This window comes from Streptomyces sp. NPDC001700 (genome assembly GCF_053596435.1).
The window spans coordinates 141,055-157,760 of sequence record NZ_JBSFGE010000001.1 but is presented as its reverse complement, the minus strand read 5'-3'; the positions used below and the strand labels follow the sequence as shown (position 1 = coordinate 157,760).

The window sequence follows — 16,706 nt, the reverse complement described above, 5'->3', positions numbered from 1 at the left end:
CCGCCCAGGCGTCAGCCCCGCTTCAGGCTCAGTACCTCCAGCGCCGCGAACCCCTCCCCCCGCCGTTCGTCGAAGTACGGCGTGAGCAAGCCGTCCAGCTCCTCGAAGCCGAAGACGTCCCCCTTGGCGTCGAGCTTGGCGGCCACCCGTGGCCGTTCCACGATCGCCACCATGCCCCCGTGGACCACGAACACCTGGCCGTTCACCCCCGTCGCCCGAGGGGAGGCGAGGTAGCCGACGAGCGGGGCCACGTGGTCCGGGGAGAGGGGGTCGGGGCGGCCGTCCGCCCCGAGACCGGCGCCGGGCACGTCGGGGAAGACGTCCTCGGTCATGCGGGTGCGGGCGCGCGGGCAGATGACGTTCGCCGTCACCCCGTACTTGGCGAGCGCGCCCGCCGTGGAGAGGGTCAGGCCGACGATGCCGCCCTTCGCGGCCGCGTAATTGGGCTGGCCGGGCGACCCGGCGAGGAAGGCCTCGGACGAGGTGTTCACGATGCGGCCGTGCACCGGCCCGCCCCCGGCGGCCTTGGAGCGTTCGCGCCAGTGCGCGGCGGCGAAGCGGGTGGTGTTGAAGTGGCCCTTGAGGTGGACGCGGATGACCGCGTCCCATTCGTCCTCGGTCATCGAGAAGACCATCCGGTCGCGGAGGATGCCCGCGTTGTTGACCAGGATGTCCAGCGCTCCGTACGTGTCGACCGCGAGCCGGACCAGCCCGCGCGCCGCGTCGAAGTCGGCCACGTCGCCCACGTGGGCGGTGGCGCGGCCGCCCGCCGCGCGGATCTCCTCGGCCACCTCCTCGGCCGGGCCGGACGACGCCTCGCCCGAGCCGTCGCGGCCGCCCTGCCCGTAGTCGTTGACGACGACGGCGGCGCCCAGCCGACCCAGCTCCAGCGCCTCGGCGCGGCCGAGCCCGCGCCCGGCGCCGGTGACGATCGCGGTCTTCCCTGCCAAGGGACGCGTCAGATCTCGATGCATGTGCGCAGCGCCTCCCCCGTCCGCATCTGGTCGAGCGCGTCGTTGATCTCACCGAGCCGCACCCGGTGGGTGATGAGCCCGGCGAGGTCGATGCGGCCCGCCCGCCACAGCGCGATGGTTCGTTCGTACGAGCGCAGCACATCGCCCCCGCCGTACAGGGACGGCAGGATCCGCTTCTCGTCGAAGAACAGCTCGAACATGCTGAGCTGCAGGAAGTCGTCCACCGCGCCCGCCCCGACGACGCACAGCGTGCCGCCGCGCCGCGTGATCTCGTACGCCCGGCGGGCGGTGGCGGACTTGCCGACGACTTCGAAGACGTAGTCGAAGCCCTCGCCCGCCGTGACGCTGTTCTTGGCGTCGTCCAGTCCCTCCGGGGCGACCGCCTCGGTGGCGCCGAAGCGCAGCGCGGCCTCGCGCCGCGAGGTGACGGGGTCGACGGCGACGATACGGGCCGCGCCCGCCGCCCGGGCGCCCTGCACCACGCTGATGCCGACCCCGCCGCAGCCGATGACGGCGACCGACGAACCGGCCTCCACCCGCGCCGTGTTGAGGGCCGCGCCGAGCCCGGTGGTCACGCCGCAGCCGATGAGGGCGGCGATGTCGTACGGGACGTCGTCGGGGATCGGCACGGCGCAGGGCGCCGGGATGACCAGCTCCTCGGCGAAGGTGCCGGTCCCGGCCATGCCGAAGACCTGGTCGGCGCCGTCGCCCGCGCGCTTGAAGTTGGGCGTTCCGGCGTTCATGAACCCGGACAGACACAGCTGGCTCTGACCGCGCTTGCAGGACGGACAGTCGCCGCACGCGGGCAGCCAGCACACCAGCACCCGGTCGCCGGGGCTCAGCCCGGTGACCCCGTCGCCGACCTCGACCACCTCGCCCGCGCCCTCGTGGCCGGGGACGAAGGGGACGGGCTGCGGCAGGACGCCGCTCATCGCGGAGAGGTCGGAGTGGCACAGCCCGGTGGCCCGGATGCGCAGCCGGACCTTGCCGGGGCCGAAGCCCACCGCCTCGATGTCGTCGAGGACTTCGAGCTTGTCCTGTCCCGTCTCGTGCAGTACGGCTGCGCGCACAGCGCCTCCTCTTGAAGAAGTCGGATCACAAGGTCAGGCGTGTTCGACGACCGTGTCGCCGAGGACGGGCGCGTCGTCCCGCTCGACGGCGCTCGCCGTCACCTGGACGCGCCCCGGCTCCCGCCACATCCGGACGCGCAGGGTCTCGCCCGGGTACACCACCCCGGCGAAGCGCGTGGCGTACGAGCGCACCCGGGCGACGTCGCCGCCCAGCTCGGTGTCCACGACGGCCTTGAGGACCATGCCGTACGAGCACAGCCCGTGCAGGATCGGCTTCTCGAACCCCGCGACCTTGGCGAACCCGGGGTCGGCGTGCAACGGGTTCCAGTCGCCGGAGAGCCGGTACAGCAGCGCCTGGTCCTCCCGGATGGCCCGTTCCACCGTGCGGTCGGGCTCGCGGGCGGGGGTCTCCAGCCGCTCGGAGGGGCCGCGCTCACCGCCGAAGCCGCCCTCGCCCCGGACGAAGATGCGGCTGTCGCAGGTCCACAGCGGGCCGTCCGCGTCGGCCGCCTCGGTGCGCAGCACGATGACCGCCGCCTTGCCCTTGTCGTACACCGCCGCGACCCGGGACGTCTGGGTGGCGTCCCCGGTCACCGGGATCGGCCGGTGCACCTCGACGGCCTGGCCGCCGTGCAGGACGGCCGCGAGGTCGACGTCGATCCCCGGGCCGTTCAGCCCCCCGGCGAGCGCCATGCGGCCGCCCGCGACGGTGGCGAAGCTGGGCAGGACGTGCAGCTCGCTCTCCAGCGTGTAGCGCAGCTCATCGGGGTCGGTGGCCGGGATTCCGGCGCCGATGCCCAGGTGGTAGAGCTGGATGTCCTTGTGTCCCCAGGCGAGGGCGGTGGTCCGGGGCTCGGCCGAGACGGCCTCGGCGGCGTCGATGGGCATAGGGCGACAGCACTCCTTGGCCTTGACGGGAGGGGCGGGAAGACCCCGGCCCGCCCGTCCGCACCGTCGGCCGCGCCGGGGTCGTCACTGGTCGGCAGGGCCGCGCCGCGTTTAGAACGCGTTCTAGCCGATGGCACCTGTATAGCCCAATCCCCCTGGAGGCGGAAGACTCCTGACGGATCGTCAGCTCGGCTCGTCGGTTCGGCTCGGGCGCCACCCGGCCGGTGGGCCTTACGGCCCGGGACACATGTCACGCCCATCCCCCGACATCCGCATCTGCCCAGCTCACACCGGGGTCCGTAGGGTCGGAGCCATGTACGCCACCGCCGCGAGTATCGAGCGGCTCAAGCCGCCGGGCCGCCGGGCCTTCCTGCCCTGGCTGCTCATGCTCACCCCCGACGCGAGGCACCTCTTCGACGGCGGGACACCGCTGCCCTGGCTCGGCGCCCTCGGCCTGGTGGTCTTCGCGGGGTTCTACGTGGCCGCCGTCTTCACCGGCCTCGACCCGCGCCGCCGCCCCACCCGGACCCCGGTCCTGGCCCTCGCCGGGCTGGCCACGGTCACCCTCGCGCTGGGCATCGGCTACGCCGGGAACTGGCTGCTGTGCTTTCCGCTGCTGTCCCTGGCCACCGGGATCGTGCTCCGGGGGCGCAGGTTTCTGGGGCCCGTCATCCTCAGCTTCGCCGGTGCCGCCGGGATCATCGCGAGTGTGCGCGGCGGGGCCTCGGACTCGTTGACGGTCGGCTACGGCACCGTCCTGTCCGGCCTGGTGACGGCGGCCATCCTGTCCCTGTTCGAGACCGTCGCCCAGCTCCGCGCGACCCGCCAGGAGCTGGCCCGTACGGCGGTGGAGAAGGAGCGGCTGCGCTTCTCCCGCGATCTCCACGACCTCCTCGGGCACACCATGTCCGTCGTCGTGGTCAAGGCGGAGGCCGTACGCCGCCTGGCCCCGCGCGACCTGGAGGCCGCGCTCGGCCAGGCCGCCGACATCGAGGCGGTCGGCCGCCAGGCCCTGACCGAGATCCGCGAGGCGGTCACCGGCTACCGCGAGGGCAGCCTGGACACCGAGCTGGACCGGGCCCGCTCGGCGCTCGACGCCTCCGGTATCGAGGCCGACGTCCACCGCTCAGGACACCCGCTGTCGCCCCAGGCGGAGGCGCTGCTGGGGTGGGTGGTGCGGGAGGGCGTCACCAATGTGGTGCGGCACAGCGGGGCGACCCGCTGCGAGATCGACGTCCGTGGGGGCATCGACCGGGTACGGCTGGTGATCACCGACAACGGGCCCGGGTCCGGCGTAGGCTCCCGTGCGGCCGAGGAGAGCGACAGCAGTAGCGGCGGCGGTACGGGCCTCAAGGGGCTGGCCGAGCGGCTGGCCGCCGCGGGCGGCTCGCTGGAGTCCGGCCCCGACGGGCGCCGGGGCTTCCGGCTCGTCGCCGAACTGCCGGTGGATACGGAGGATCCGATGGAGAGCGCGGAGGGGGTTCGTACCACGTGATCAAGCTGCTGCTCGCCGAGGACCAGGGCATGATGCGGGGCGCGCTGGCGCTGCTGCTCGGCCTGGAGGAGGACTTCGAGATCGTCGCGCAGGTCGGCGACGGCGACGAGATCGTGCCGCGCGCGCTGGAGTCCGAACCCGATGTCGCGCTGCTGGACATCGAGCTGCCCGGCCGCAGCGGACTGGACGCCGCCGCCGCGCTGCGCCGGGCGCTGCCGGGCTGCCAGGTGCTGATCCTCACCACCTTCGGCCGCCCCGGCTATCTGCGCCGGGCGATGGAGGCGGGGGCCGCCGGGTTCCTGGTCAAGGACGGGCCGGTGGAGGAGCTTGCGGTGGCGATCCGCCGGGTGCTGGCGGGTGAGCGCGTGATCGACCCGGGCCTGGCCGCGGCCGCGCTGAGCGCGGGCCCCAACCCGCTCACCCAGCGCGAGCGCGATGTGCTGTCGGCGGCGGTGGACGGCGCGACGGTGGCCGACATCGCGGCCAAGGTGCACCTCTCCCCCGCCACCGTGCGCAACTACCTCTCCTCGGCCATCGGCAAGACCCAGACCCGCAACCGCATGGAGGCGGTCCGGGCCGCCCGCCAGAACGGCTGGCTGTAGCGCTAGACCTCCACGCGGGTCGCGGCCGGGGTGCGGGGCAGGGCCACGGCCATCAGCACCACCGCCGCCGCGATGATCCCCGTGGCCACGACGAACGCGTGACCGTACCCGGCCGCCAGCGCCTCCGGCCCGCCCCCGCCACGGGCCGCGATCCGCTCGGCCGCGACCGTCGCCAGTATGGTCAGGCCGAGCGCGCCGCCGATCTGCCGCGAGGTGTTGACCAGCCCCGACACCAACCCCGCCTCGCCCGGGGCCGCGCCCGAGGTGGCGGAGGCGGCGAGCGGGGTCATCATCAGCCCGGACCCGAACGACATGATGATCGCGGGGCCCAGCACCGTACCGGCGAAGGTGCCGTCCGCCTCCATCCGGCTCTGCCACGCGTACCCGACGACGGCCAGCGAGCCGCCCGCGATCGCGAGGAGCTTTCCGTCCAGCCTGGCCATCAGCCGGGGTGCGAGCTTCGAGCCGAGGATGATCGACAAGGCGTGTGGGAGGAAGGCGAGTCCGGCCTTGACGGGGCTGTAGTGCAACACGTTCTGCAAGTAGAGCGTCATGAAGTACCACATCGCGAACATGCCGCCGCCGCACACCACCATCACCGCGTTCGCCGCCGTGACGGCCCGGACGCGGAACAGCCGCAGCGGCATCAGCGGTTCCTCCGTACGCGCCTCCACGGCCACGAACACCGCGAGCAGCACCACCCCGGCGAGCAGCGGCCCGAGCGAGGCGGCGGCGCCCCAGCCGTACGGCTCGGTCTGCACGATGCCGTACGCGAGCGCCGCGACGCCCGCCGTGACCAGCACCGCGCCGGGTACGTCGAGCCGTCGCGCCACCCCGGAGCGGCCCTCGGTCAGCCACACCGCCGCGGCCACCAGCACCACCACGCCCACCGGCACGTTGACCAGCAGCACCCAGCGCCAGGACAGGTACTCGGTGAGCACCCCGCCCACCAGCCCGCCCGCCGCGCCGCCGCCCGCGCCGACCGCCGTCCAGGTGCCGATGGCGCGGGTGCGGGCCGCGCCGTGCGGGAAGGCGGTGGTGAGGATGGTGAGCGTGGCCGGGGAGAGCACGGCCGCGCCGAGGCCCTGGAGGGCGCGGGCCGCGACCAGTTGCCAGGGCTGCTGGGCTATGCCACCGGCAAGGCTGGCGGCGGTGAACAGCCCGAGCCCGGTGAGGAAGACCCGTTTACGTCCGAAGAGGTCGGCCGCGCGGCCGCCGAGCAGCAGGAACCCGGCGAAGGTCAGCGCGTACGCGTTGACCACCCACTGCAGCGCGGTCTCGCCGAGCCCCAGGTCGGTGCGTATGGACGGCAGGGCGACGTTGACCACCGAGATGTCGAGGACCACCACGAACTGTCCGGCGCAGGCGGCCAGCAGCACCGCCCAGGCCGGCGGCGAGGCGCGCGGCGGGCGTGGGGCGGGGTCGGTTGTGGAGGGAAGGGCGGGCGGAGGGGGAGTTGGGGTGGGCATGGCGGTGATGCTCGCATTGTGTGCTGGCCCCACGCATCGGCATTTCTGCGCATTTGCGGACGGTTGGTGGTCCTAGGACCAGGGCCCTACGCGGTCGGCGCCGGGTCGCGCGGCAGGCCGAGCAGCCGTTCCGCGACGACGTTCAGCTGTACCTGGGTCGTACCGCCCGCGATGGTCAGACAGCGTGACATCAGGAAGCCATGCAGGGCCCGCTCCCCCGCGCCCTCGCACACCGCGCCGCCGGGCCCCAGCAGTTCCAGGGCGAGTTCGGCGACCTTCTGCTGATGGGCGGTCTGGACGAGCTTGCGCACGCTCGCGCCCGCGCCCGGTTCCACCCCGGACACCTGGCGCAGGGTGGTGCGCAGCCCGATGCACGCGAGGGCGTGCGCCTCGGCCATGAGCCCGCCGACGCGCTCGCGCTCCGGACCGGTGTCCGGTACGCCCGATACGTGGGCGATGAGCGCCTCCAGGCCGGTGTCGAAGGTCAGCTGGTCGGCCATGTGGACGCGTTCGTTGCCGAGGGTGTTACGGGCGACCGCCCAGCCCGCGTCCACGGCGCCCACCACGGCGTCCGGCGGGAGCAGCGCGTCGTCGAGGAACACCTCGTTGAAGAGGGATTCGCCGGTGATCTCGCGCAGCGGGCGGATGGTGATCCCGGCCGTCCGTTTCATGTCGACCAGGAAGTAGCCGAGCCCCTTGTGCTTGGGCGCCTCCGGGTTCGTACGGGCCAGCAGGATGCCGTAGTCCGCCGTCCGCGCCCCCGAGGTCCACACCTTCTGCCCGCTGACCCGCCACCAGCCGTCCGCCGTCCGCTCGGCGCGGGTGCGCAGGGCGGCGAGGTCGGAGCCCGCGTCGGGCTCCGAGAACAGCTGGCACCAGCGCAGTTCGCCACGGAGCGTCGGCAGCAGGAAGCGCTCGCGCTGGGCGTCCGTGCCGTACGCGATGAGTGAGGGCACCACCCAGGTGGCGACGCCCAGATCGCTGAGGACCACGCCCGCGTCGCGCAGCTCGCGTTCGATGGCGAGCTGCTGCAGCGGGCCCGCGCCGAGGCCGTACGGGGGTGGCAGATGCGGGGCGGCGTACCCGGTGGGCGCGAGGGCGCGCCGGGCAGCGGCCGGGTCCAGCCCGCGCGCCGTCGCGATGGCGGCGCGGGCGCCGTGGCGGTGGGTCTCGGCCTCGGGCGGGAGGTCGAGCCGCAGTTCACGGCGGGCGCCGTCGGCGGCGAGGCGGGCGGCGCGTAATCGGTGGTGCGCGCCGGTGCCGAGCAGCGCGCGGGCCACGGTCGCGCGGCGGAGGTGGAGGTGGGCGTCGTGTTCCCAGGTGAAGCCGAGGCCGCCGAGGATCTGGACGCAGTCCTTGGCGCAGCCGTACGCGGCGTCGAGCGCGGTGGCGGCGGCGAGGGCGGCGGTGAGCCCGCGTACGGCGGGGGTCTCGTCCGTCGCTCGGGCCGCGTCCCAGGTGAGGGCGCGGGCCTGCTCGACGCGGACGAGCATGTCGGCGCACAGGTGCTTCACGGCCTGGAACTGCCCGATCGGCCGCCCGAACTGCTCCCGTACTTGAGCGTGCGCGACGGCCGTGTCCAGCGCCCAGCCCGCCGTGCCGCACGCCTCGGCGGCGAACAGGACGGCCGCCAGGTCGGTGATGAGCCCGGGGTCGATGTCCAGCACCCGGTCCTCGGGGACGGCCACGGTGTCGGCTCGCACCTCGGCGGTCGGGCGGGTGGGGTCGGCGCCCTCGTGCGCGCGGAGGGTGAGGTCGGCGGCGTCCACGGCCAGCCATACGGTCACCGTGCCGCGCAGTGCGGCGGCGAGGATGATCACGTCGGCGTCCCCGGCGCCGAGGACCGGCGGCGCGCAGCCGTCGAGGACCACGCGGCCGTCTGGGCCGGGTATGGCGGTGAGCGACCCGGTGCCGAGGGCGACGGCCGCGGTGCGGGTGCCGGTGGCGAGGGCCGCGACGAGGTCGTCTTGTCCGGCCCGGTGGAGGATGGCGGAGGCCAGCACGGTGGGCAGATACGGCCCGGGCAGCGCGGCCCGGCCCGTCTCCTCCAGGACGACGGCGAGGTCCGCGAGGCTCCCGCCGCCTCCGCCGTGTGCCTCCGGCAGGTGCGGCCCCAGCAGCCCTTGCGCGGCGAGCCCGGGCCAGTACGAGGCCCTGCCCCCGCCGCCGGGGGCTCCGTCGAGCACCTTGCGCACCACCTCCGGCGGCACAGCCCGCCCCACCCACCCCCGCGCCGCGCGCGCCAGCTCCCCTTGGTCTTCCGTGACGCCGATGCCCATGCGGGTTCCAATCTGACGGAGGGTCAGCTGTGGTGCGCGCCGGGTTCCTTCCCCACCCCGCCCCTTCCCGAACCTGGAGCTCCGCCCCAGACCCCGCCGGTTTGTGGGCAATCGTTCCGCAGGGCGGAACGGGTGGGCACAAACCGGCCACCGGGCCCGCACCCGGTGACGAGACCCCGGCCACAGGCAGCCTGGGCCGCACCGCCCACCCAGCCGCACCCGGCGGCGAAACCAAGGGCCCCATACGGCAGGATGAGCCCGTGACGCACCCCGCCCCCGCAATACTCACCGCCTTCGAGCGCGCCAAGGGCTTCATGCCGACTGACGAGGGCCTCGCCCTGTACGCAGCCGCCGAGGCAGCCGGACGGATGGGGCTCCCGCTGCTCGAAGTCGGCACGTACTGCGGCCGCTCCACCATCCTCCTCGCCGCCGCCGCCCGCGAAACCGGCACCGTCGCCATCACCGTGGACCACCACCGCGGCTCCGAGGAGCAGCAGCCCGGCTGGGAGTACCACGACCCGGACGTCGTCGACCCCGAGGTCGGCCGGATGGACACGCTGCCCACGTTCCGCCGCACCCTGCACGCCGCAGGTCTCGAAGACCACGTCATCGCCGCCATCGGACGATCCCCGCAGGTCGCCGCCGTCTGGGGCAAGCCGCTCGCGCTCGTGTTCATCGACGGCGGGCACACCGACGAGCACGCCGCCGCCGACTACGAGGGCTGGGCACCCCACGTCGCGCACGACGGGCTCCTCGTCATCCACGACGTGTTCCCCGACCCGGCCGACGGCGGGCAAGCCCCGTACCGGATCTACCGCCGCGCCCTCGCCTCCGGCGCGTTCACCGAGGTCTCCGCGACCCGCTCCCTGCGCGTGCTGCGCCGCACCGGCGCGACCCCGCCCGCCTGACCCGCAGCCGCTACCATCACGTCGTGTCGAACGGCAGCTTCTTCTCCGCCCCCGGCCGCCGTGGCGGCACCCGCACCATCGTCCTCGTACTCGCGGCCCTCGCCCTCCTCGGCTGGCTGCTGTGGGACAACCTGGGACAGCGGGACGACAACAGCGACGGCACCCCCGCCTCCTCCTCCCTCCCGACCGTGTCGTCCACCTCCTCACCGCTGCCCGCGCAGCCCCCGCCGTCCCCCTCAGCCACACCCAAAAGCGACGACAAGACCGACGACAAACCGCTCACCGGCAAGGTCGTCGTCCTCGACCCCGGCCACAACCCGAACAACCGCGATCACCCCTCCGAGATCGCCCGCAGCGTCGACATCGGCACCAACGAGAAGGAGTGCGACACCACCGGCACGGCCACCGAATCCGGCTACGCCGAGGCGTCCTTCACGCTCGACGTCGCCCGCCGCGCCCGCACGCTCCTCGAAGCCCGTGGCGCGACGGTGAAGTTCACGCAGGACGGCGACCGCCCGTACGGCCCGTGCGTGGACGAGCGCGCCCGGATCGGGAACAGCGCGCACGCCGACGCCGTCGTCTCCGTCCACGCGGACGGCGCCCCCGCCGGGGAGCGCGGCTTCCACGTCATCCTGCCCAAGTCCGTACGCGGCGGCGACGCCGACACCGCGAAGATCGCCGCACCCTCCCGGCTCCTCGGCGAACGGGTGCGGAGCGAATTCATGGATGCCACCGGCAGCGAGCCCGCCGACTACATCGGTGACGGCAGCGGGTTGAATGTCCGTGGAGATCTCGGCGGCCTCAATCTCTCCACCGTTCCGAAAGTGTTCATCGAGTGCGGCAATATGCGCGACTCCAAAGACGCCGCGGAACTGATCGATCCGAAGTGGCGTGAGCGAGCCGCCCTCGGGATCGCGCAGGGCATTACGGACTTCTTGAACAGGTAAGTCCCAAACAACCGAACGCGAGGTCACGACCGGGAAACCGATGCCCCACCCCCGGTCTCATCAGCTTGGTTCCCCCGTACGATGGGTCCACCCCCGACGCCTTCGCGCCACCGCGCCTGGCGGCAGCGTTCCGTATACAAGAAAATGACTAAGGACTCACGTTGAACATCCGCTCGCTCACTCGAGGCGACGGCGTGGTGATCGGAGCAGCGGTGTTGCTCTTCATCGCCTCCTTCCTCGACTTTTACTCGGCCGATTGTGACGGCCCGTACTGCACCGACATGCCGAATGGCTGGGACACGGACGTCCTCCTGGTCGTCCTTCCGTCGGTGTTCCTGATCGGACTGATCGGCGCGGGGCTGGTCATCGCGGGGCGGTTCCAGCCCGAGAGCCGTAAGGTCAGCGGACTCACCCTCGACCAGTGGGGCGCCGGTTTCGTCGTCGTCGCCGCCTGGGACTCGCTGTGGTCCCTCATGGTCACACCGGACAAGGGCAGCCCGGGTGTCGGCGCCATCCTGGCTCTGGTGGCGACCCTCGCCAGCGCCGCGGCGGTCATCGCGACCCCGCGCGTCCCGGCCCTCAAGGCGCCGCTGATGAGCGCGCCAGCTCCGGCGGCCCCGTCCCCGTACGGCGCACAGTCCCCGTACGGCGCACCGGCCCCGCAGCCGGGCTACGGCTACCCGGGCCCGGGCGGCGCCCAGCCCGGTCAGCCGGGTCAGCCCGGTCAGCCGCAGGGCGGCCAGCCGGGTGCGCCCTCCTTCGGCGGCGGCGGTCAGCCGGGCCAGCCCGGACCGGCCGCCCCGGCGGCGGGCGGCTCGGACTTCGCGCCGTTCTGGTTCGCGGTGCCGGTGGCCCGGCCGCTGTTCGCCGAGGACGGTTCGTCGAGCACCATCGCCGAACTGGCTCCCGGCACCTGGTACCTGGCGGTCGAGCAGCGCGGTCAGGCGCTCGTCGCGCAGACCCAGGACGGGCGGCGCGGCGTGCTCCAGGACACGACGGGCATCCAGCGCGGCTGAGCCCTCCGCAGCACACGGCCCCTCGCCCGATACACCGGGCGGGGGGCCGTTGCCATGTGCGGACCCGGGCCGTACAGTCCAGGCGCGACCTGACGGCACGTCAGAGAGGGGTTGTCATGCGGCTCGGCCTGGCGCTCGGCTACTGGGGCCGCGGCCCCGACCCCCGCCACCTGGAACTCGCCCGGCAGGCCGAGGATCTGGGCTACCACTCCGTCTGGACCGCCGAGTCCTGGGGCTCGGACGCCTTCACCCCGCTCACCTGGATCGCCGCCCACACCTCCCGCATCAGGCTCGGCACGGCGATCGCGCAGATGGCCGCGCGCACCCCCACCGCCACCGCGATGCAGGCCCTCACCCTCGACCACCTCTCCGGCGGCCGCATGACGCTCGGCCTCGGCCTGTCCGGGCCGCAGGTCGTGGAGGGCTGGTACGGGCGGCCGTTCCCGGCGAGCCCGCTCACCGCCACCCGCGAGTACGTGGACGTCATCCGGCAGGTGCTGCGCCGCGAGGGGCCCGTACGGCTCGACGGGCGCTACCACGCGCATCCGTACGCCGGGGCGGACGCCACCGGGCTCGGCAAACCCCTCAAGCCCATCGTGCACCCGCTCCGCCCCCACCTCCCGGTGCTGCTCGGCGCCGAGGGGCCCAAGAACATCGCCCAGACCGTGCGCATCGCCGACGGCTGGCTGCCGTTGTACTGGTCGCCCCAGCGGACCCCGCTGTACGAGGCGGCCCTCGCCGAGGCGCCCGACGGCTTCATGGTGGCGCCCATGGCCCGGGCGCGGGTGTGCGACGACATCGCGGAGGGGCTGCTTCCGGTGAAGGCGATGCTCGGCTTCTACATCGGCGGCATGGGCCACGCGGCCCGCAACTTCCACGCCGATCTGATGGCCCGCATGGGCTACGAGGACGAGGCGCGCCGGGTCCAGGAACTCTTCCTCGCGGGCCGCCGCGACGAGGCGATCGCGGCGGTGCCGGACGCGTTCGCCGACGAGGTGTCCCTGATCGGCCCGCGCGAACGCGTCGCGGAGCGGCTGGAGCTGTGGCGGAAGGGCCCGGTGACGGACCTGCTGGTGATCGCACCGGACCCGGAGACGCTGCGCGTGCTGGCGGAATTGAACACCTGAGTGGTTTCATAGCGCCCGCCGGGGCAACACGTCCGTCATGTCCCGAAGTTATCGCTACGGAAACAACCAGGCGGCGACCGTCGTGATGGTCGTCGCGGACATCACCGCCGTGATCCTCGGTCTGTGGATCCTCTTCGCCCTCCTCGACGCCAACCCCGCCAACGACCTCGTGTCCGTGGTCCGCGACGCGGCGGGCTGGCTCGCGGGCTGGTCCCACGACCTGTTCACGATGGATACGGACTGGCTGCGGACAGTCCTCAACTACGGGCTGCCCGCCGTGGTCTACCTGTTCATCGGCCACGCCGTGGCGGGCCGCATCCGCCGCGGCTGAACCACAGCCGCTGGCTAGCCGCAGCAGTCCGAGTCCAGCCCCCTCGGCAGGTGTTCCCCGCCGAAGACGGCCGTGGTCGCCTCGTCCCCGCCCAGCGCGGCCACGGCCAGCAGCAGCGAGCCCGCGGTCCAGGTGGTGCGCTCCTCGGGCCAGATGGCGTCGTCCTCGTAGACGTACCCCGTCCAGTACATCCCGTCGTCCGCGCGCAGCCGCTGCTGGACCCAGCGCAGGATGTCCACCGCGCGGTCGGACTCGCCCATCACCCACAGCGCCAGCGCGAGTTCGCAGCTCTCGCCGCCGGTGACCCAGGGGTTCGGGGCGACGCAGCGGATGCCCAGGCCCGGGACGACGAAGCGGTCCCAGCCCGCCTCGATGCGGGCGCTGGCGGCGGGTCCGGTGAGGGCGCCCGCGAGGACCGGGTAGTACCAGTCCATCGAGTACCGGTTCTTGTCGAGGAAGCGCTCGGGGTGGTGGCGTATCGCGTGCCCGAGCAGCCCCGCCGACAGCTCCCAGTCCGGCTGCGGGTCCTCGCGGTGTTCGGCGATGGCGAGCGCGCAGCGCAGGGCCTGGTAGATGGAGGACGAGCCGGTGAGCAGGGCGTCCGGGTCGACGGTGCCGTCCGCCTTGCGCCGCCAGCCGATCTGGCCGCCGCTCTGCTGCAGCCCGAGCACGAACTCGACGGCGGCGACGACGGTCGGCCACAGCCGGTCGAGGAACGTGTCGTCGCCGGTGGCCAGATAGTGGTGCCAGACGCCGACCGCGACGTACGCGCAGAAGTTGGTCTCGCGGGCGCGGTCGGTGGGCGCGTCGGCGGCCACCCCGTCCGGGGTGTCGGGGTAGGCGGCGTACCAGGAGCCGTCCGGGTTCTGATGGTCGGCGAGCCAGCGGTACGCGGCCTCGGCGCGCTGGTGCTCACCCGCCGCGTCCAGCGCCATCGCCGCCTCGACGTGGTCCCACGGGTCGAGGTGGTGGCCGCGGAACCACGGAATGGCGCCGTCCGCCCGCTGGACGGCGGCGATGCCCTCGACGGTACGCAGCGCCTCCTCGGCGGTGAGCACGCCCGGCAGCGTCAGCCGCTCGGTACGGGGACCGGGGCGCGGGCCGCGCGCCGTCACGCCTGGGCCTCGGGGGAGGCGTGGGGCTTGGTCGCGTACGCCACGAAGCTCTTGCCGATCAGCGGGTTGAGCGCCTGTTCGGCGATCCGCGTGGCCAGCGGCTTCTTCATGATGTCCCAGACCAGCAGCTTGTGGTACGCCCGCACCGGCAACGCCTTGTCGTTGTCCACGCCGAACGCGCACTTGAGCCACCAGTACGGGCTGTGCAGACCGTGGGCGTGATGGGTGCCGTACGGCCGCAGCCCGGCCTCCCGCATCCGCTCCAGGAGTTCATCGCCCCGGTAGATGCGGATGTGGCCGCCCTCCACCTCGTGGTACGCGTCGGACAGCGCCCAGCACACCTTCTCGGGCCCGTAGCGCGGCACCGTGACGGCGATCCGGCCGCCGGGGCGCAGCACCCGCACCATCTCGGCGAGCACGCCCTTGTCGTCGGGTATGTGCTCCATGACCTCGGAGATGATGACGACGTCGAAGCTGTCGTCCGGGAACGGCAGCGCCAGCGCGTCGCCCTCCATCGCGGTGGCGGTGGCCCCGGCGGGGGCCTCACCGGCCTCCTCCATGGCGGCGAACCACTTCGCGACCTCGCGTATCTCCTCGCCGTTGCGGTCGAGCGCGACGACCCGCGCACCGCGCCGGTAGCACTCGAAGGCATGGCGTCCCGCGCCACAGCCCAGGTCGAGGACGCGATCGCCGGCGGCGAGGGGGAAGCGGGAGAAATCGACGGTCAGCACGGGGGGTCTGCTTTCGTCAGGCGGGTTCGTTGGGTCCGGTGGAAGCCATGGGGGCGTCAGCGCGCGGCGCGGGTCCGGGCGGCGCGGGCCCCTGTCGCCCGGGCTTGCGCTCCGATCGCGGCGCGGTACTGCTCGACGGTGCCGCGCGCGGCCTGCTCCCAGGTGAAGCGGCGCAGCACCCGCTCGCGCCCGGCGGCGCCGAGGCGCCCGCGCAAGTCGGCGTCGGCCAGCAGCCCGTTGAGGGCGGCGGCGAGGGCGCCCGCGTCGCCGGGCGGCACCGCGAGGCAGGTCTCGCCGTCCGGGCCCGCGACCTCGGGTATCGCGCCGCCGGTGGTGGCGACTAGCGGGGTGCCGGTGGCCATGGCCTCGGCGGCGGGCAGCGAGAACCCCTCGTACAGCGAGGGCACACAGGCGATCTGGGCGCCGCGCACGAGGTCGACCAACTCGGGGTCGCTGATGCCCTTGACGAACTCGACGGCGCCCTGGAGCCCGTAGCGGGCCATGGCGGCGGCCACCGGCCCCTCCTCGGGGCGCTTGCCGACGACCACGAGGTGGGCGGCGGGGTTCTCGGCGCGGACCTTGGCCAGCGCCTCGACCAGGTGGACCAGCCCCTTGAGCGGCACATCGGCGCTGGAGGTGGTCACGATCCGCCCGGGGATGACCGGCACGGCGGGGTCGGGCGAGAACAGTCCGGTGTCCGCGCCGATGTGGACGACGTGCACGCGCCCGGGCCGTACGCCCAGGTCCCGGACGATCTCCCGGCGCGAGGAGCCGGAGACGGTGAGTACGGAGGGCAGTTGCCGGGCCACCCGCTTCTGCATGCGGGTGAAGCCGTACCAGCGGCGTACGGAGAGGCGGCGCTTCCAGCCGTCCGCGGCGTCCAGTTCCAACTGGCGGTCCACGGTGATCGGGTGGTGGATGGTGGTGACGAGGGGGAAGCCGGTGCGCTCCATGCCGAGCAGCCCGTAGCCGAGCGTCTGGTTGTCGTGGACGATGTCGAACGCGCCGCGCCGGGCGGCCAGATGGCGGCGGGCGCGCAGGCTGAAGGTGAGCGGCTCGGGGAAGCCGCCGGTCCACATGGTGGCGACCTCCAGCGCGTCGACCCAGTCCCGGTACTCCGCCATGCCGGGCGTGCGGAACGGATCGGGCTGGCGGTAGAGGTCGAGGCTGGGCAGCTGGGTGAGGGTGACGCCGTCCTCGGCGTCGAGCACCGGGTACGGCTGCGCGCCGATGACCTCGACGGTGTGGCCGAGCCGGGCGAGTTCGCGGGAGAGGTGGCGTACGTAGACGCCCTGGCCTCCGCAGAACGGGTTCCCCTTGTAGCTCAGCAGCGCGATGCGCAGCGGCCGGTCACCCTCCTGGGCCCGGCCCTCCGCGGGGGCGGGGGGCGCCGTCCGAAGCGGGTCGACTCCGGTCTCCTGCGCGGCCTCTGCGGTCACTCGCGCCCCCTCCTTGATGCACGTCAGCGGGAGCGTAGCCGCTCACGATTATCTAGAACAAGTTTCACTAACAGATAGCCACAGAAGTCTCGAAGATACCTGGCGAACCCATCGCCGCCGGAGCCGGAACGGGTGATCCCTACCACTCGGTAGCCCCTTGCGCGTGACGCCCATTTCTGGAGGCGTGACCATATCGGCGCGAGTCCGGCAAACGCCCCTCCGCCGACCGGCCGCCGGGCTCCAGCGACACGCGACCCTAGAACGAGTTTCACTGACTCGCGCCCCTAGGCCGACCCTGCCATCATGCACGGTGTC

15 protein-coding genes are annotated in these 16,706 nt (G+C 73.4%); 7 read left to right on the top strand and 8 right to left on the bottom strand.

The annotated features are described in order from the left end of the window. Positions 1–11: 11 nt before the first annotated feature. From ACWC5C_RS00775 to ACWC5C_RS00765, 3 genes are read right to left on the bottom strand one after another with little or no spacing between them, the layout of a single operon-like run. On the bottom strand, positions 12–974 hold the full coding sequence (locus tag ACWC5C_RS00775) for a 3-oxoacyl-ACP reductase (protein WP_450872418.1): 963 nt from the start codon (positions 972–974) through the stop codon (positions 12–14). Further along, a complete protein-coding gene (locus ACWC5C_RS00770) occupies positions 959–2,044 on the bottom strand; it encodes a Zn-dependent alcohol dehydrogenase (protein WP_450872416.1) in 1,086 nt (361 codons plus the stop codon). Before ACWC5C_RS00770 ends, ACWC5C_RS00775 begins: the two co-directional genes overlap by 16 nt. A gap of 33 nt (positions 2,045–2,077) precedes the next feature. Next, the gene (locus tag ACWC5C_RS00765) at positions 2,078–2,932 is read right to left on the bottom strand and encodes a MaoC/PaaZ C-terminal domain-containing protein (protein ID WP_450872414.1); all 855 of its coding nucleotides are present in this window, start codon (positions 2,930–2,932) and stop codon (positions 2,078–2,080) included. Between the two features lie 313 nt (positions 2,933–3,245). Between ACWC5C_RS00765 and ACWC5C_RS00760 the strand changes: the two genes are divergently transcribed. Then, entirely contained in the window at positions 3,246–4,427 is a 1,182-nt protein-coding gene (locus ACWC5C_RS00760; protein ID WP_450872412.1) for a sensor histidine kinase, read from the top strand. Beyond that, positions 4,424–5,029 carry a response regulator transcription factor gene (locus tag ACWC5C_RS00755; RefSeq protein ID WP_450872410.1) on the top strand — a complete coding sequence of 202 codons (606 nt, stop codon included), beginning with the start codon at positions 4,424–4,426 and terminating at the stop codon, positions 5,027–5,029. Before ACWC5C_RS00760 ends, ACWC5C_RS00755 begins: the two co-directional genes overlap by 4 nt. Positions 5,030–5,031: 2 nt before the next feature. Here the strand turns inward: ACWC5C_RS00755 and ACWC5C_RS00750 are convergent, their stop codons facing one another. Next, positions 5,032–6,498 (bottom strand): MFS transporter, encoded by a 1,467-nt coding sequence (locus ACWC5C_RS00750; protein ID WP_450872408.1) that lies wholly within the window; start codon positions 6,496–6,498, stop codon positions 5,032–5,034. Positions 6,499–6,584: 86 nt separating this feature from the next. Beyond that, a complete protein-coding gene (locus ACWC5C_RS00745; RefSeq protein WP_450872406.1) occupies positions 6,585–8,777 on the bottom strand; it encodes an acyl-CoA dehydrogenase in 2,193 nt (730 codons plus the stop codon). A 314-nt stretch (positions 8,778–9,091) separates the two neighbouring features. On the opposite strand from ACWC5C_RS00745, the gene ACWC5C_RS00740 reads away from it, so the two are divergent. The 5 genes from ACWC5C_RS00740 to ACWC5C_RS00720 all read left to right on the top strand — a co-directional run bounded on the left by ACWC5C_RS00740 (position 9,092) and on the right by ACWC5C_RS00720 (position 13,106). Continuing rightward, the gene (locus ACWC5C_RS00740) at positions 9,092–9,685 is read left to right on the top strand and encodes a class I SAM-dependent methyltransferase (protein ID WP_450873212.1); all 594 of its coding nucleotides are present in this window, start codon (positions 9,092–9,094) and stop codon (positions 9,683–9,685) included. A gap of 23 nt (positions 9,686–9,708) precedes the next feature. Then, positions 9,709–10,632: an N-acetylmuramoyl-L-alanine amidase gene (locus tag ACWC5C_RS00735; protein ID WP_450872405.1), complete on the top strand. Its 924-nt coding sequence runs from the start codon at positions 9,709–9,711 to the stop codon at positions 10,630–10,632. A gap of 161 nt (positions 10,633–10,793) precedes the next feature. Further along, positions 10,794–11,648 (top strand): hypothetical protein, encoded by an 855-nt coding sequence (locus ACWC5C_RS00730; protein ID WP_450872403.1) that lies wholly within the window; start codon positions 10,794–10,796, stop codon positions 11,646–11,648. A 116-nt stretch (positions 11,649–11,764) separates the two neighbouring features. After that, positions 11,765–12,775 (top strand): LLM class F420-dependent oxidoreductase, encoded by a 1,011-nt coding sequence (locus ACWC5C_RS00725; RefSeq protein WP_450872401.1) that lies wholly within the window; start codon positions 11,765–11,767, stop codon positions 12,773–12,775. Between the two features lie 37 nt (positions 12,776–12,812). Continuing rightward, positions 12,813–13,106 (top strand): hypothetical protein, encoded by a 294-nt coding sequence (locus tag ACWC5C_RS00720; protein WP_450872399.1) that lies wholly within the window; start codon positions 12,813–12,815, stop codon positions 13,104–13,106. 14 nt (positions 13,107–13,120) lie between these two features. Here ACWC5C_RS00720 and ACWC5C_RS00715 read toward each other — a convergent pair whose 3' ends face one another. Genes ACWC5C_RS00715 through ACWC5C_RS00705 form a run of 3 tightly spaced genes read right to left on the bottom strand, consistent with a single transcriptional unit; the run spans position 13,121 to position 16,391 of the window. Further along, a complete protein-coding gene (locus ACWC5C_RS00715) occupies positions 13,121–14,221 on the bottom strand; it encodes a prenyltransferase (RefSeq protein ID WP_450872397.1) in 1,101 nt (366 codons plus the stop codon). After that, positions 14,218–14,952, bottom strand: coding sequence for a methyltransferase domain-containing protein (locus tag ACWC5C_RS00710; RefSeq protein ID WP_450872395.1), 735 nt, complete (start codon positions 14,950–14,952; stop codon positions 14,218–14,220). The genes ACWC5C_RS00715 and ACWC5C_RS00710 overlap by 4 nt, the downstream gene beginning before the upstream one ends. 56 nt (positions 14,953–15,008) lie before the next feature. Beyond that, entirely contained in the window at positions 15,009–16,391 is a 1,383-nt protein-coding gene (locus ACWC5C_RS00705; protein WP_450872393.1) for a glycosyltransferase family 4 protein, read from the bottom strand. Positions 16,392–16,706 lie beyond the last annotated feature (315 nt).